Source organism: Paenibacillus glycanilyticus (genome assembly GCF_023715145.1).
GTDB lineage: Bacteria > Bacillota > Bacilli > Paenibacillales > Paenibacillaceae > Pristimantibacillus > Pristimantibacillus glycanilyticus_A.
Window position 1 is genome coordinate 1,114,577 of record NZ_JAMBNP010000001.1, and the last position, 16,889, is coordinate 1,131,465.

Below are 16,889 nucleotides of genomic sequence, written 5' to 3' on the forward strand. Positions count from 1 at the left end.
TTAAAAAATACGATAATTGCCAAACCGGTAAGCAAGTCTATACGACACGACAATTAATACAAAGCTGACTGCCGATTTGAACAAGCCGACTGCTGTCGCAAAACTAAACGATCCGCCCATTAGGCCAACCCGGTATACGAAGGTGTCGATTATATCCCCTTCTCGATATACAAGCGGGTTATACAGGTTAAATATCTGATCAAAGCCGGCATTCAGAATGTTACCCAGAGCCAGCGTACTCACAACAAGTATGACGGGCACCATTGCCGGCAAAGTAACATGCAGCGTCTGCTTGAAACGGCCGGCGCCATCTATTTCAGCAGCTTCATACAAGGCCATATTGATTCCGCTCATGGCGGCGAGATAAATAATGGTTGAGAAGCCAAACTCTTTCCACACATCGCTGATAATGACCGTAATACGAAACCAAGTGCCATCTCCTAGAAAGAAAATGGGATCTGCGCCCGTGAAGGAGAGCAGATTATTAACAATACCTTTATTCCCCAGTACGTCTGTGAGAATACCGCCAAGGATGACCCAAGATAGAAAATGCGGCAAATAGACGAAAGTTTGAACAAAGCGTTTGAATACAACTGCTCTCACTTCGTTAAGCAGCAGTGTAAACACAATAGGCACCACGGTGTTCGCTACTATTTTAAGAGATGCTATCAGTAGAGTATTGTAAATAACCTGAACACTGTCCGGATACGAAAACATATATCGAAAATGCGCAAGTCCGGCCCACGGCGAATGAAGAATGCCGAGACGGGGCTTATAATCCTGGAATGCCATGAGCAGACCAGCCATAGGAGCATAATTGAATATAAGCAGACAGATGATTGACGGCAATATAAGCAAATGAAGAGGAAGCTGGCGAATAAATCTTATCCTGCCTTTTTTCCATTCCATTGTCTGTGCAGCTCCTTCCTATTTCCATTGTAAGAGCGAGACAGACCTAACGTTTCAATCCCTTGCGCAAGGCCTGCCGCTATTGATGCAATCCTTATTTTTTAACCGCTTGGTACCAATCATTTACTTCTTTGGTGATCTCGTCACCACCCGATGATTTCCATTTTTTCACGAAGCTGTCGAACGAATCTGGCGACTCTTGCCCGTAAATAATTTTCAAGAATGTTTCGTTTTCCATCTTGCGAAGCAATTCGCCCTTCTGCGCCATTGTCTTCGTTGGCGGTCCGGTGAATTGATCATATACAGCAGCGTCATCGATATAGGTTTGAAGAACAGCAGCCGCATCAGCCCACTTTTTCGGTCTTGCGGAGAAATATTTCTCATATGGGGTTTCCGGTTTAACGTCCTGACCAAGCTTGGCCATTACTTCAAGCTCCTTTTTCGGCGTTTGAATATCATTGCCGTAGATAGAATATTTCTTTACATCGATCCAGCCGCCGGGGATTTTATCGTGATCATATACCGGTTCTCCGTTAACCATGACATAGTCGTAGCCCTCCGCCCAACCGTTGGCCAGCTCCGATTCGGGATCGTAAAAACCTGGTCCCATAATGGCATCCAGATAATTAAAGAAGGCTTCCATATACTTAAAGTCCTTGTTGAAATAAAAACGGACGGAAGATTGCGGTTCGCTGCCAAATCCCATGTTTCCGTCTACGCCCGCAGGAATCGGAACAGGGACATAATCAAACTTCATATCTGCATTAAACGGAAACGTCGCCATCCAGGTGGGTCCGAATACCATGCCCGATTTTCCTTGGACAAAGCTCTCCGCCGCCTTCGCTTCATCCTGCACGCCAGCGTCTTTATCCAAATAACCTTTGCTCATCCATTCGCTAAGTTTAGCGAGTCCTTGCTTGACCGTCTGTTGAATGGATCCGTATTGCAGCGTTCCATCCTCTGCTTCTGTCCAATAAGTCGGAACGGCTTTTTTACCGAAAATAAAGTCGCTTGAAACCATGTAGGTATCTTTAACGGCCGATACGCCTTTTTTTAGAGACACAGACAAACCAATAGTATCCTTGACTCCATTTCCGTCCGGGTCTTTATTTACAAACGCATCCATGACGGTTTCCATTTCTTCAATTGTTTTTGGCGCCTTGAGCCCCAGCTTGTCCAACCAGTCCTGACGTATCCATAAGACACTGAAGGAACTGTTCGCATTAAAGGTCGGAAGTCCGTAATGCTTGCCATCGTAGGTCACCGTGTTCCAGATTTCAGGATATTGCGCGTACAGCTCTTTGATTCGCGGCGATGCATATTTATCAAACGCTTCGTCTATTGACATCACCTTGCCGGAATCAACAACCTGGTTCTCCAAAGTCGGGTCGCTTAACGTAAATACGTCCGGCAGCTTGTCATTGGAATTAAGCAGCAGCCGGAGTCTGGTGGAGTAAGCTTCTCCGGTACCAACCGTCCAATCTACCTTGAAATTGATTCCAAACCTTTCCTTCGCCCACCGGGTATGAACATTATCTTCAATACTTTCGCCATTTTTAAATTGATTGTCTGAGCCGACAACTCGTCCCAGCGTAATCGTGGCCTCTCCTTTTGTTGAATTTCCGTTGCTTCCCTGCTCGTTCTGATTCGAGCTTGAATTCGAATTCGGATCAGATGAGCTGCAACCGGCTGCAGTCAACAGAGCAAGACCGGCAATAAGGGCGATTGACGTTTTTCTTGTGATTCTTTTTTTCATTTCACGACCTCCTTGTATTGGTTTGATTCTCAGTATACTGCCCTCCTCTAAAGCGATTAAATATAAATAAAACGATAAATATATAACTATTTTGGTCAGTATTTTAGATGTTCATATTTTTATATAATTAAATATATTTTTTATATTTCTTATTTACATTACAGCATCTAATATAGTTTGTATCTTTTATAATTTTTATATGGCGGTGATCAACTTGCTGTTTGCGGGAACTAACTACCATCCGCACGACTGGCCACCAGAGCGGTGGAGACGCGACATTGAATTAATGCGCGAGGCTTCTTTTAATATAGTACGTCTCGGGCATTTATGCTGGGACAGCTATGAGCCTTCTGAAGGGAATTTTACTTTTGATTGGTTTGATGAGGTTATGGACCTGTTTCATGAAGCCGGAATCAAGGTCGTACTCGATATTGCCACCCGACCTGCTCCTACATGGCTACACAAAAAATATCCCGGCATCAGCCTGACGGATTCAAACGGAAATCGAATGGAAGCGCAATCGCGTTATATGGATGATATCGGGCATCCAGCGTTTCAGGAATATGCGTTAAGATTTGCCGAAAAGCTGGTGCGCCGGTATCGAAACCACCCTGCGCTGTATGCTTTTGGTTTGTGCAACGAGCTTGGCTCCGGTGCCCCTTCTTATTCCAACGCAGCCAGAGAACGTTTTGTTGACTGGCTGGCAACTAAATACGAAACGATTGAAAATCTGAATGCAGCCTGGACTACCCAGAGATGGTCGCGTAAGCTAAACAGTTTCCAAGATGTCGTCCTCCCCATATCCGGACACATCCAAGGCGCTCCGGAACGCGTTCTGGATATGTGGCGTTTCTATTCCGACGAAACGTTAGCCTATATGCATAGCTTGAGCATGCTGGTCAAAAAATTAGCTCCTGGTGCAAGAGAGACGACCAATCATTGGTCCGAAAATCCCGGTTACGGGTTCGATTATTTGAAGCAATACCGGGATATTGTGGATTTGCCGGGCATAGGCTTCTATCCGGGCACCAACCCTGAAGATAGGCGTGCTTTGACTGCCGCGTGCTTCTTCATGGATCATCGGACTGGGGAGCTTGACGAGCCGATATGGTGTCTCGAATTCCAGACAGGTGATTTTGGAGGCTACGGCTCTCCGCGCAAAGCGATGAGAATGTATGCCTACTTGTCACTCATTCATAGATCCCAAGCGGTTTGCGCATGGACCTGGCGCTCCATGCTGGGCGGTGAGGAGCAGTATATATTCGGTCTGCTCGATCATGACGGCATTCCGGGATGGAAGTATGATGAATTCAAGCAATTCTCGGAAGAATTCAAGCTGCTGCAGGACCGTGGCTTCCCTAGAAAGCCGCAACCGGAGATTGCCATTGCTTATTCTTATGAAAGTTTGAAGGTAATGGCCGGCAACCGGAGCTTCTACAAAACAGATTATACCCATCAGGTGCTTCAAGCCTACGAGGCGCTTGTAAGAGCTAATCTGGATTGCAACATCGTAAATTTGCGAGATATGCGCAAGGACTACAAGATATTGATTGTGCCTGGCCATGCAGTAATGGACAAGGCCTCCGCTGCGGCCATTCGTTCCTATGTGGAGAATGGCGGAACCGTCATTATGACGGCCTACTCGGCGAAGGTTAACGAGCATAACCAGGTATTCGACACTACCCTGCCTGGTGAACTAAGCGATGTATTCGGCATCCGCTGCGGAGCCTTCATGCGAACCAGAAGCCATACTCCCGTTGAGAATGCGGGTGGATTGGAGAAGGCTGAACTCCGGCTGGAAAGAGAGCGGCCGGCTATCCTTCTTGGGGGAAATGAACATGTGCCTGAAATCGATTATTATGAAATTCTCGAAACTCGCACTGCCAAGGCAATGGCATCTTTCACAAATACGCTTGAATTATCGCCTGCCGTTACGAGAAACATTTACGGCAAGGGAGAAGCCATTTATGTCGCTATTCCTGCCGACACTTCCTTTTTAAGCTCGATGCTTGAGCAATTATATCAGAAACTGGGGGTTAACCCAGGGCCAACTACACCTCTTGGCGTAGTCGCCCGCAAGCTGGAAGATGATTCTACCATCTATGTGAACACAACGGGCACGGATCAAACCATTCAAATCAACAAGCCTGCAAAAGGATTATTGACCGGTCGTCATTACGAGCAAGTGATGGTCTTGAGCGGATACGAAGCAGAATTGCTAATTTAACGACTACGACTATTGGAGGAGACTTATTATGACCATGACCGAACAAATCAAACATGCCGCGCAGATCGTGCCGTCAGCAAGACAATTGGCTTGGCAAGAGCTTGAGTTCTATTCCTTTATTCATTTCGGGGTCAATACGTTTACGGATAAAGAATGGGGTCTTGGCGACGAGGAGCCCTCCATTTTTAATCCAACCGAATTTGACGCAAAGCAATGGGTTGAGGTATGCAAATCGGCAGGCATGAAAGGGCTGATCCTAACCTGCAAACATCATGACGGCTTCTGTCTATGGCCAAGCGCATACACCGATCACTCGGTCAAGAACAGTCCGTGGCGAGACGGAGAAGGCGACTTAGTTAGAGAAGTAGCAGATGCATGCCGCGAAGGCGGTCTGGCCTTTGGCGTATATCTGTCGCCATGGGATCGGCATGATGAGCGTTACGGAACGGATGAGTATAACAACTACTTCAAGGATCAGCTTCGAGAGCTTCTCACCAACTATGGGGATGTCTTTTGTGTGTGGTTTGACGGCGCGTGCGGAGAAGGACCTAATGGCTTAAAGCAGATTTACGATTGGGACGGCTATTACAAGGTCATTCGCGAGCATCAGCCGAATGCGGTTATTTCCGTATGCGGCCCGGATGTTCGATGGTGCGGCAATGAAGCAGGCCATACCCGGGACTCGGAATGGAGCGTTGTTCCCGAAGAGCTTCAGGATTGCGAGAAAATTCAGGAGGATTCTCAGCATGTGGACGATGGCGAATTCTCAAAACGCTCTAATTCACGCGACGAGAATCTGGGAAGCAGAGAAGCCATTAAAAGCAAAGATAAGCTTATATGGTATCCCGCTGAAGTGAATACGTCCATCCGGCCAGGCTGGTTCTACCACTCTGCCGAAGACGACAAGGTAAGAAGCCTTGAAGCTCTGCTCGATATTTATTACAAAGCGGTTGGAGGAAACTCTACCTTTCTGTTGAACTTGCCTCCCGACAAACGAGGGCTTATCCATGAGAACGATGCTCGACGCATGGCGGAGCTTGGCCAAGTTATCCGAACTGTATTTGATCAAAATCTTGCCTCCGGAGCTCTTGCAGTCGCAGAGGAATCGCTTGACGATAACCATAACGCGATGCGTATGCTTGATGGCAACAAGGATTCTTACTGGCGTCCACGAGAAGGTACAGAGCGGGCGGTTATTGACATTGACCTAAAATCAGTACGTACCTTCGATACAATTGTACTGCAAGAGCATATTCGCTCTGGTCAACGTATTGAAAAGCTTCGTATAGAGGTTTTGGAGGACGACACATGGAAGCCGCTTGCCGGATGTACGATTGTGGGCTATAAACGTATTCTCACCTTCGATAAGACGACAGCAAGACAGATTAGATTGGTGATCGAGGAGTCCCGTTGGTGTCCAACGATTTCCGGGTTTGAAGTATATAACAACGAGGGAAATCCAACCTCATGATAAGCTCCCTTTACAGCAGACAGGTGAAAAAATAAATCCTGTTTCTGTAGGAGCATATACTTGAAAAGTAACGTCATAAGAGCGCCTCCTTGATGTGTTGTCTACAAACCCATCATAAGAGGCGCTCCTTATTTTCAAAGCTCATGTCTCATAAAGTCAAAATGTCGCTGAGTAAAATGGGAATGATGGCCAAGGGCAAAGCAGCCTAATAGTGTCTTAATGACGAACAGCACGGTTATTAAAGCTGTACCTACTCCGGATTAAAAATAGATTTAAAGATAATACCGACAACAAGCATCGGGATGATTGATAGCATAAATAGAATGACGCGATGAAAATTTTTGAGCCGGACCTCCTTATTTGCTAGAATTGCAAGCAGCAATCCGATTATTATCTTTAGTAAAATCGTAAATACCGTGAAAATCACCCTCAACCTTCTACAACCATGAGCGTTTACAGGCAAAATTAAACGGCCTCAGTCCCGTGGCATTCAGGACTAAGGCCGCCTAGTGTTTTTATTTATTTGTAGTGTCTACTTGACGGGGTGCAGTTTAAAAATCCCCAATTCCTTCGCAATCTCCCGTTGCGTCCGCTCATCCCCGCCATGCTCCCGTTCGTCGAGGATATCGAGATTGCGGTAGATTTTGCTCTTCTCAATCTTCAGCTGCACCCGGTCTATGACATCACCGGCCTCCGTGCCAAGAATGACGATCAGCGTAATTTCATGGCCTTCCTTATCCGTACCAATCGGGTCATGCAAGGATACAACCTTGCGTGTTTTCTTCAATGAACGAAGATGCATAAGTATTTCGTTCTCAATACAACGTGCGGCAAATGTTGCCAGTTTTGTGCCTTTTCCGGTCTGAAAGCTCTCAATAGCCTTAATCAATCCAATCGTGCCAATTGAGATCAGATCCTCGAGATCTTCCCCTGTGTTATCGAATTTTTTGACATTGTGAACACGAAACGATGCAGTGCCAACTACACGATTGGATATGCGAATTCACCTTGTGCGACCACTAGAGCTGCTATCCCTTGCCTTCCAAATTTATTCAATTCATTTAAGTTGCCTGTCTAATTATAGATTTTTCACCTTAGCGATTATAGAGCTTTATTGAAAGTGATTGAAGTCATTTAAATCTAAACCTATCATGAAAGAAATAAAAAAACGGTCGCAACAAACCGGCTGCCCGTGCATTATTAAGACCAGGGTATATTCTGCTCTGCTAATAATAGTTTGATCGCTCTTGAAGCAACAATGAATAATTCCGGCTTGCTAAGCCCATTCAGTCTCCCAGCGGCCCGCAGATGTGGTTCCAGCGACAGATATCCGCAATATCCTTTTTGCTTCAATACTTGTAAAAGCTGCCTCAACTGTCCATCTCCTTCACCGGATGGAACAACTGAACCAGTCTCCATGACAGCGTCTTTAATATGAATATAGGAGATATATTCATCCAACAAAGGATAGGCTTCAGTTACTGGACTCACCTTACATTGCACGAAATTTGCCGGATCAAAGGCAGCGCGTAAATAAGGCGATGATATGGCTTGTAACAAATCCCGGCACCTTTCGCCGTTGTCCCCATAAATATGGCTTTCATTTTCGTGTAGTAAAACGATACCTGCTCTCTCCGCCAATTGCACAAGACTTTGCATGCGCGAGAGAACTTCCGAACGGTAGCGATCATGTTCACCGTCAGGAATATAAAAAGAAAAAATACGGACATATGAAACCTGAAAAAACGATGCAAGCCATATTGCCTTCCTGGCCTCTTCGAGATGCAGATCAAAATTGTCGGTTATTTTAATTTTACCTAATGGAGAGCCTATGGAAGATACCTGAAACCCCCTGTCCTCTAATATTCCTTTTACTTTTACGGCTTCATCATCAGTGAGCTGTAATGCATTTTTCCCCCAAACGCTTCGCAGCTCTAGATGATGGATTTGTTCCGATTCGAGGACATCCAGCTGAATATCCAATTCTGATGCGATTTCATCAGCAAAGCCTGTTAATGTAATCATAACGATCTCCCTTTGCATGTAATCTATATATGCTCTATAGGAGGCGAACCATATTGGACCTAGAACACCATCCCTATCTTGTTCCTAATATCTTTTTGTTTGTTGATCGAAGATGTTATCCGGATTGGACCATACAAAAGGCTAGAATCAGCTTTCACGATCTCACCTTTGTTATTGAAGGAAAGGCTAATTACTATATTGACGGCAAGAAATTCACCGCTGAAGCAGGAGATCTCATCTATGTTCCTAGCGGCAGTGTGCGGGAAGCTCATACCTTTAAAGATACTCCTATGCATTCCTATCCTTTTAACTTCTACTGGGCAGATCCTCATAATCATATTCACATGCCCTTTCAGGGGCTGACGAAAAAGGTTATCACGAAAGAGATCCTAAGCTATCTGCGTGAATTTAACCATGTGTGGATGAGCAAGCAGCCTTATTACCATATTCAGGCACGGGCACTATTCGAATTGATCATCCACCGTCTGTTAACCAGCTTTCACCGAAATTTACCAACCTCTTTGGATCCCCGAATAAAGAAGCTTATAGAATATTTAACAGAACATTACTCAGATCATATAGCTATTAATGAAATCGCAGAAGGTTTGAGACTGCATCCTGTGTACTTCGGAAAGCTATTCAAGCAGAATACCGGAATGTCTTTCAAAGAATATGTCAACCGCATCCGGATCAATAACGCAGAAATGATGCTTTCTTCCGGTGATTTCACCGTTAAGGATGCCGCAGAGCGCTGCGGCATCCAAGATATCTATTATTTCAGCAAAGTATTTAAAGAGATAAAGGGATATCCTCCATCCGCCGCCAAAATAAAATGATCTTCGTGTTATAACGGCATAGCAGATGAAAGACAGAGGTCCCCATTACTGCTGCAACGGGGACCTGTCCTTGTCGTTCAAAGGGCTGTTACTTCTTCCAGACTTCATCAATAGACGACTGGAATTGCTCTTTGTATTTGTCAATGACTGTGGATACCGATACACCCTCCAGAATTTCGCCGACCATTTCATAGTAAGGCATATTCGGATAACCATCCTTTCCGTCAACTCTATTAATCGTTTCTCCTGCTTTCTTGGCGTTATTGATATCATCCTCATTGCTAAATAACGTTTCCAGCGAGGCCTGCTTCGGATAATCGTAAATCGAATCGATATCATTGATTTTCTCATAGATATAGACCAACTGCTCAGGATGCTCTATTATATTCGGAATGGTCATGTAGTTCGGGATCGTCAAATGCGAGCGATATTCCACCGCGCTAGGTCCTTTAGGAAATGGCAGGAATCCGATATCCATATCCGGCATATCCTTCTTGAAGCCATCCATCTCATAATCGCTTCCCGCATACATCAACGTGTTGCCTTGACGGAAAAACTGCCCAGGTTCCGTCCAGTCTCCGCCTTCTGTAGGTCTAGCGACGTTTTCCGTAGCAAGCTTGGAGATGAACTCCAGGGTCTCCTTTGTTTTCGGATCCTCCAAATTCTGTTTATCATCTGCGACCAGATTGGCGTCATTGGAAGCCAGCGCCTGCACCAGAATAGAGGCTGTAGCGACACCCCATGTATCCAGCTTACCGTTATTGTCCGTATCTTTGTTAGCTTCTTTGGCAACCTGGATGAAAGTATCCCAGTTCCAGTTATCATCATTCACATAATCCTGCAGTGGCTTCATGCCTAATTTATTCATCAGAGTACGGTTATAGAAAATACCTGACGATGCGCCGTTAATTCCGGAGCGGAATCCATAGCCTCTGCCCTCATACTGCGAATAATCGTTTGTATATTGCTGAATAAATACCTTGTCATTCTTCGTATATTCGTCTACAGGAGAGAATAGCTCCTGCTTAACAAGCGATGGAATCATCCACGGTCTCGCCATCCGGATAATGTCGCCGATCGGTTCTCCGGCAAGCAGCGAGGCTGTAACCTTGCTGGAATATTCTGCATAGTCAACTATGACATATTCAATCTTGAAATTATGTTTTTTCATTAGTTCATCCAGATTCTGCTTTCGCTTGATATTATCCGGATTATCTTCCTTGATGGATTCGTCATACCAGGAAACCCATTTAATAGTTCGACCGCCCATGTCGAAATCCATCTCAGGTGTTCCGGTATCATCCTGAATTGCAGCAGGAGTTGCATCATTGGCTTCCGATTCCGATGAAGCAGGCGTACTGTCGACTCCTGCGTTGTTGTTTTTGTTACTGCCGCCGTTGCTGCTGCATCCAGCAGCCAATAGCAGAATCAGAATCAACGACATAAGCAGCGACTTCCTTTTCCACATCTAATATCCCCCCCATAATTTGGCTGTCTCTTCTGAAGTACAGCGCTTACAATAAGAAATGTTATCTGCTTTCCGGCAAACAAACCATGGAGAATCTAAACTTGATTTGTAAGTTTCAAACATTAATTCTATAAAGAGCGAAAATTCAGACATAGATTTTCAAATCATTAATCCAAAAAGTCGACAGCTTCCTAAAGGCAGCCTGTCTCATTTAAACGCGAGCTGGAGGTCATGAGCAAAATCGAAAGCAAGATTGCCGAGTTAGAAAGAAAGGGGATTATTCCGATCAATGGGGTAATTAACAAAGGGACTAATACTAAAAATCTAAATTAGCATAAGAAAAGAGCACTGCATGATCGCAATGCTCTTTTCTGACATTATCAACTACCTCATAGTACCACTTAATTTAAGAATAACCTTTTCACTTCTTCGCCTCATAAAACTTTGTCCCCTTGCCAGTCTGGAAGTGATCAATAACATCCAAGTGTTCAATTAAATTTTCCAATGAAGTCAGATGACGTCTTAATCTCAAATCATTTGCTTTCGCTTCACGCATTTGGCGAATTACATTGCCACCTGCGAGTTTCGTCTCAACTGTAAAGTCTCTCCGATTTACAATGCATTCCCTAATTAGCTTGATAACATCTTTCCTGTTTGAGAACCGTTTCAATTTGACCATTACTATAACGTGCTTAGCCGTAGTTCATAAAAATACACCATGCTTCAAATATACTTTGGACGCTATTTTTCATTGTTTGCAATGTGCTCTTCCCACTGTGACTTACGCTCGCGATAGCTATTTGTCCATTCTTCAATAATAGTTATATACTTCTCTTTTTGATTGTGATAATAGGTCTTTACCATAGAGGCACGGAGTTTGTCCAAATATTGTTCTCTTCCTTTCTCGGCTCGTGCGAGAGCAGTTTCCTTTGACCCTTTGCAAGTATCTGTATCATAATAACGGTGTTCTCTATCCAGAATTCCAGCCGCTTCGTCATCAAACCGCCAGCCGGTTCCTGCAGCACATCCTGCTCCAAAACAAGTACTAGAGCCAAAATGGTATGTACCCGATACCTGATCTAAACGGTTCTCAATAATGTCTTCGATTTTTTGAATCGTAGCGTTAGCATGTTCAATGTATTGCTTATATCTTTCCAGCATGATCGGAAACTCAATAGAATCCAGTCTGCGCTGCACGAAGCTATCGACCAATATAGCAACTTTGCGTAGGGTGAGATCGAATGAAGCACCAAACATGAAAACATTTAGTCCCCATATATCATGGCTTGGATTTTGTAATAAAGTGAGGCTATTTTGCAAACCGAAATTAGGATCAAGGGAATAGCTTAAGGTTTCCTTAAACTGTTTGTGGTAATCTTCCGACTCCTCAACGATTTGTTTATTTTTTTCAATCTCATAATGATCATGGAACCAGTTGTAATAAGTAATAAAAGTATTAAAGCTGAGGTCAATATCATGACGATTCAGAATATCTTGCAGACTATCTGCTACAGATTTCTTTGGACTTAGCGGCAATAGTGTCGGTGCTATGTATTCCGAAAATACGGTATGAATGACAGACACTGCACCTGAAACAAATACACCGGCAACTGGAATTGCAAAACAAGCCAGCTCTGTAAACGTTAAGGCGCAATCTATAACTGTGATTGCTGCTTGATTATGATCTACAGCTGCAAGATGGATGCCCGGTGAAGATATCACATGAGCGGATGTAATAATGATACCGGTCTCCTCGTGAATAGACACATGCGGGAATATGAAAAACAGCTCGGCAAAATTCGTTTTTCTGCTATATACGAAAGTCCCAGCTTTAAACCCCCGCCAATCTTGCAAAAGTCCTGTTGCCAATTCCTCGATTAACAACTCACCATCCAGCAAAGGAAACCGTCTTTCAAAAGCTTTATAGGTTAGTGTTTCGCGTCTTCGTAAATTTTCGGCTGCATCATTACTAAGAGTTGCGTAATATTCCTTAGGAATAGCTATCAAGGGTCTCTCTAAATCAGTGGCTGCTTCTCCCGAAAGGCTCTCTAAGAAATTCTGTGAAATTTCGAGATACTTTATAAAGTAATCATTTATATTAATTTGACTGGTTACTGGCCACACAAATAGGTATTTCCCATATACCGGATGATGCGTCAGGTTGGAACGTGATTGCGTTGTTTCTATTGTCATCATTTCGTTTCAGCCCTACTTTCTTTCATCTTCAATTCGATTCTAATTTCATTTAAAGCTAGCTGGCACAAGTCAGCCGCAATAAATCGACTGTAATAGACGTCTTTCTGTGTGGCAGGATCTGTATAAATAAAGGATGCAACTTGTGTGTAAATGGTTGAAATATCCTTTGTTTGATCAAATAGATCTACTAATTCATTTACTTTATTTACTTTATCCTCACTAGATCCTGGATATTTTGTTTCTAAGCTCAGCTGTTTGATGTACGTCATGAAATAAATCTGACAATCAATGGACCAGTCGGTTAGTTTAATTTTCTGTGCCATTTTTGACCAGAATACTCGATCATCCAGGTTTCTCCATTGCTCAACAAGGTTACGAATATATTTCATTTCTTCATCGGATAAACCAGGAATCTTGGCTTTTTCATTGCCTTTTTTAATTGCATAAATGGCGGTAATGAATGCTGCAGCTAATGCTGCGACATTGATTCCAACTCCAATAACGAAACTAATGAACTTATGTCTTGTGAAAAAAGTTCCTTTGTTTTTCACCTTTTCTTGCGCTTCCTTAATTTCTTTCAGTGTTTCCTTCATCCTTTCTTCCATCTTTTCTAGCTTCTTATCGTATTCAATGCCGTGTTCACTTATTTTTTCTTGAATAGTTGTTTGATATTGCACTTCAAATTCTTGTTGCTTCTCTTCTAATGCTTCAAGCTTGATTTGAACATCTAAATTCTCTTCAATTTTGAGTGATGCTTCTCTGATCGATTCGGTGATGTCAGAGAGAAGCTTCCTTTCCTCGGCTTTAAATTCTATGGCATGCACGATACTATCTCGTTCGCATTCCTCCGCTTCCTTTCTCAATTCTCTATCATTTTTGTCTTTATGATCCTCATGCATGTCAATGTGAGTAGTCCCCATAAATACACCTCTTAGTTTGATAATTGGATTTAGCAAAGATCGTTGTAGTAGCAGCCAGTAGCAAAGGATTAACCTGTCTGCCATGGGCTAAAGCTCTTAAGGTTCCGCATAATTTGCCATGGAATCTCTCCTTGTGACATTTTTCAAAATAAGAGTAAAGCGAATTTTATTGGATGTATATTAACTAAAGTTAACTAAGCTTGAAAAAAACCATCCACTAGCGTCCAAGAGGTTGCTTTATGAATAATTTGGTGAATCTTTAGTTATAAATAGGACTGTGCCATCTAGGGATACGTTCTGCATCGACAAACGGTGATCTAGCGAGTGCAACGCCGGAATATGGTCCATCCGGGTATATGCATACACTCCCGTTCAGTGGCCAGCGTTTGGATGAAGGAACGATGTGAAGCTTTGCTTAACCAATAATCCGTTTTATCTCAAAGTGATCTCTCTAACTTTTAAACCTGTAACAATGAAAAAAAGACAATCCACATGAGTAGTAGATTGTCTAGCTTTTAATGTGAAAATAGATCTTACCTCTACTTCTTCGCCTTATAAAACTCATGATACAGCTTCATCAGCGCCCTTTTCTCAATCCTGGACACATAACTCCGGCTTATGCCCAACTCCTTCGCAATCTCCCGCTGCGTCCGCTCATCCCCGCCATGATCCAGGCCGAATCGGCCGCGGATCACTTCCTGCTCCCGCTCGTCGAGGATATCGAGGTTACGGTAAATCTTGCTCTTCTCGATCTTTAGCTGCACCCGGTCCACAACATCGTCGGCCTCCGTGCCGAGGATATCGATCAGCGTGATTTCGTTGCCCTCTTTGTCCGTGCCAATCGGGTCGTGCAGGGATACATCCTTACGCGTCTTTTTCAAAGACCGCAAATGCATAAGTATTTCATTCTCGATACAACGGGCGGCGAATGTCGCCAGCTTCGTTCCTTTTCCGGTCTGAAAGCTCTCGATCGCTTTAATCAATCCGATCGTTCCGATCGAGATCAGATCCTCGAGATCCTCGCCGGTATTATCGAATTTTTTGACATTGTGAACACGAAACGATGTAAATACTGTTAATCAAAAAATGGGGAACAATACATTTTGTACTGCATCTTTCGTAGAATTCTTAACTGCATTACCACTGATGCCTTTACCCAATCCCAGTATTAGAAATACAGTTGAGGCTGAGTCTACCCAGTGCTGTAATGATAAAGGTTTTTCAGGTGCGAAGGTTCCCTTTACCGTATCAAAAGTTCCAATGTTGCCCAGTTACCAACAGTATACCAGTTAGGGTTACTTTGCATGGCACTTGTTCTGCTTTCGGCTGCATTCCAAATATTCTTAGCCGCATCGTCAACCCACAAGTAATACCATTTATTCCCTGATGGGTCGGCCATCGGGTAAGTCAAATGGTATAATCGATCAAATTTATCATAGTCAAATGAGTAGACCTTCCCAGATATCGTTTGCTGATCCATCCTTCCCCAACTATCGTAATGATAAATAATATTTCCATCCTCATTATTAGACGAACTTAAACTTGGCCGGAAGGTGTAGCTTTCATGCACCTAACTTATTTTGAATATTGATACTTAATTCCTCTTTCTTTAGACGACCACATTCTATTGCTTGATTAAGAATTTGCATTAATTGCTTTCCTACGGATTACCGTAAATATATTTAGTCTCTTCAAATTCTTTAAATGGTATATGATAATGTTTCTTCAAGTAACGTCCAAAACTTGTTCCTTTATATTTTAGATGTGCATTTATTTTAAACTTTGAATTATTTTTAAAAACTAGAATATAAAATTCTTCTGGATATGACTTTCCAATTTGAATTTCAATGTACCCAGCCTTTCTGGTAGTAATTGCATGAATTAACTTTATCGTACTAATATCAAAGATTTGTTTCTTAATGAAGAAAGTCTTCACTATAATCTTTGACTCTTTAATTTCAACGTCATATGAGAAATAATGTATAATAGCATATATTAATACAATCATTAAAATAATGGAGATTAATATATTTAAATATATAAGACTCATAATAATAGATGCAACATTCATTATTGACCAGACAATTATTGCATTTGTCCCTCGAAATTTCATGTTTTTCTCCTAGTCATAATAAGATACTAATTTTCGAAGTTATTGTGTGAATTAGTTGAGTTAACTGTTTTTCAGAAGTTTAATAGTAAAACGGCGTTGTCTTACCTTTATAAAGCTGTAGTCAGGCTAATCCTTGAATACTCAGAAAAATAAATGTATATCCACTAATATATTTCCATTTAATAAACTAGAATCGTTCCATCATGTACGCAAACAATAATTTTATACACCAACTCAGAAGGAATCTCTAATAATAACTTATCCATTTTAACTTGGTTCGATTCAATCAATAGTCTTGGTGAAAAGATGCAAAATTACAGACTTCATTAAAGTTAATTCCATCAATAAGTACAACAAAATAATTTCTATCCGTATCATCAATATGTCAAACTAAGATTAGAGTGAATCATTTGTATTTTTATCACTTTTCTATTCTAACTTCAATTAAAAGATAGAACAACTTATGAAAAATAAAGAAACCTCTAAGAGTTTGTATTGGAGTACAATCCTTACTCTTAGAGGTAAAGGCGAAGCATGCTATCTTTACTGTTTCATAGTTACTATGATACCTGAGATCATATCACCAATTCGTTGCTTTTTTTTAGAAACAAATATTAATAAATAACCAATAAATAATCCTTGATCCAAGATTCTGAGTAAGTTTCTAATTAAGACCCTAAAAAATGAAATCTTTTTAGGCGTGATTGATTTTATCGTTAACCCCATAAGCTTTTTCCCAATTGTTTCCCCAAAAAAGCACTCTGAGATTATATAATATATTAATAATGCTATAAATGAAACTAATTGGATATACATTTGAGTTGTAGAATCAAGGCTAATGCTTTTGTTATTTACTAAAACTAAAATTACAAGTGGAATTGTAATTACTAATACCACTATTATATCGATAATTAGTGCGAACCACCTTCGGAAAAAGTACATATTCTTTTTCATTCCTTCCTAATATA

Annotated in this window: 11 protein-coding genes and 3 pseudogenes; 4 read left to right on the plus strand and 10 right to left on the minus strand. The window is 42.2% G+C overall.

The window, feature by feature from the left end; all coding sequences use genetic code 11:
* Nucleotides 1-909 carry an ABC transporter permease gene (locus M3194_RS05080; RefSeq protein WP_251652039.1) on the minus strand — a complete coding sequence of 303 codons (909 nt, stop codon included), beginning with the start codon at nucleotides 907-909 and terminating at the stop codon, nucleotides 1-3.
* A gap of 94 nt (nucleotides 910-1,003) precedes the next feature.
* On the minus strand, nucleotides 1,004-2,665 hold the full coding sequence (locus M3194_RS05085; protein WP_251652041.1) for an extracellular solute-binding protein: 1,662 nt from the start codon (nucleotides 2,663-2,665) through the stop codon (nucleotides 1,004-1,006).
* Nucleotides 2,666-2,864: 199 nt separating this feature from the next.
* On the opposite strand from M3194_RS05085, the gene M3194_RS05090 reads away from it, so the two are divergent.
* From M3194_RS05090 to M3194_RS31600, 3 genes and pseudogenes are all read left to right on the plus strand, one after another.
* Nucleotides 2,865-4,892, plus strand: a complete 2,028-nt coding sequence (locus M3194_RS05090) for a beta-galactosidase (RefSeq protein ID WP_285889084.1) — start codon at nucleotides 2,865-2,867, stop codon at nucleotides 4,890-4,892.
* Nucleotides 4,893-4,926: 34 nt separating this feature from the next.
* Nucleotides 4,927-6,363: an alpha-L-fucosidase gene (locus M3194_RS05095; protein WP_251652159.1), complete on the plus strand. Its 1,437-nt coding sequence runs from the start codon at nucleotides 4,927-4,929 to the stop codon at nucleotides 6,361-6,363.
* 441 nt (nucleotides 6,364-6,804) lie between these two features.
* A pseudogene (locus tag M3194_RS31600) lies at nucleotides 6,805-6,873 on the plus strand (hypothetical protein); the annotation flags it as partial.
* Nucleotides 6,874-6,919: 46 nt separating this feature from the next.
* Here M3194_RS31600 and M3194_RS05100 read toward each other — a convergent pair.
* Together M3194_RS05100 and M3194_RS05105 are read right to left on the minus strand one after the other, a co-directional pair.
* Nucleotides 6,920-7,366 (minus strand): annotated as a pseudogene (locus tag M3194_RS05100) (sigma-70 family RNA polymerase sigma factor); the annotation flags it as partial.
* Between the two features lie 197 nt (nucleotides 7,367-7,563).
* Entirely contained in the window at nucleotides 7,564-8,388 is an 825-nt protein-coding gene (locus M3194_RS05105) for a sugar phosphate isomerase/epimerase family protein (protein ID WP_251652042.1), read from the minus strand.
* A gap of 53 nt (nucleotides 8,389-8,441) precedes the next feature.
* On the opposite strand from M3194_RS05105, the gene M3194_RS05110 reads away from it, so the two are divergent.
* The gene (locus tag M3194_RS05110; RefSeq protein WP_251652043.1) at nucleotides 8,442-9,224 is read left to right on the plus strand and encodes a helix-turn-helix transcriptional regulator; all 783 of its coding nucleotides are present in this window, start codon (nucleotides 8,442-8,444) and stop codon (nucleotides 9,222-9,224) included.
* An 88-nt stretch (nucleotides 9,225-9,312) separates the two neighbouring features.
* Here M3194_RS05110 and M3194_RS05115 read toward each other — a convergent pair whose 3' ends face one another.
* The 6 genes and pseudogenes from M3194_RS05115 to M3194_RS31605 form a co-directional block, all read right to left on the minus strand.
* Nucleotides 9,313-10,692, minus strand: coding sequence for an ABC transporter substrate-binding protein (locus M3194_RS05115; RefSeq protein ID WP_251652044.1), 1,380 nt, complete (start codon nucleotides 10,690-10,692; stop codon nucleotides 9,313-9,315).
* Between the two features lie 741 nt (nucleotides 10,693-11,433).
* The gene (locus M3194_RS05120; RefSeq protein WP_251652045.1) at nucleotides 11,434-12,888 is read right to left on the minus strand and encodes a hypothetical protein; all 1,455 of its coding nucleotides are present in this window, start codon (nucleotides 12,886-12,888) and stop codon (nucleotides 11,434-11,436) included.
* Nucleotides 12,885-13,892, minus strand: a complete 1,008-nt coding sequence (locus M3194_RS05125) for a hypothetical protein (protein ID WP_251652047.1) — start codon at nucleotides 13,890-13,892, stop codon at nucleotides 12,885-12,887. Before M3194_RS05125 ends, M3194_RS05120 begins: the two co-directional genes overlap by 4 nt.
* A gap of 455 nt (nucleotides 13,893-14,347) precedes the next feature.
* Nucleotides 14,348-14,860: pseudogene (gene sigK / locus M3194_RS05130) on the minus strand (RNA polymerase sporulation sigma factor SigK); the annotation flags it as partial.
* Between the two features lie 608 nt (nucleotides 14,861-15,468).
* Complete coding sequence (locus M3194_RS05135) at nucleotides 15,469-15,921, minus strand: hypothetical protein (RefSeq protein WP_251652048.1); 453 nt, start codon at nucleotides 15,919-15,921, stop codon at nucleotides 15,469-15,471.
* A 543-nt stretch (nucleotides 15,922-16,464) separates the two neighbouring features.
* Nucleotides 16,465-16,875: an RDD family protein gene (locus tag M3194_RS31605; RefSeq protein ID WP_397334272.1), complete on the minus strand. Its 411-nt coding sequence runs from the start codon at nucleotides 16,873-16,875 to the stop codon at nucleotides 16,465-16,467.
* Nucleotides 16,876-16,889: the final 14 nt, after the last annotated feature.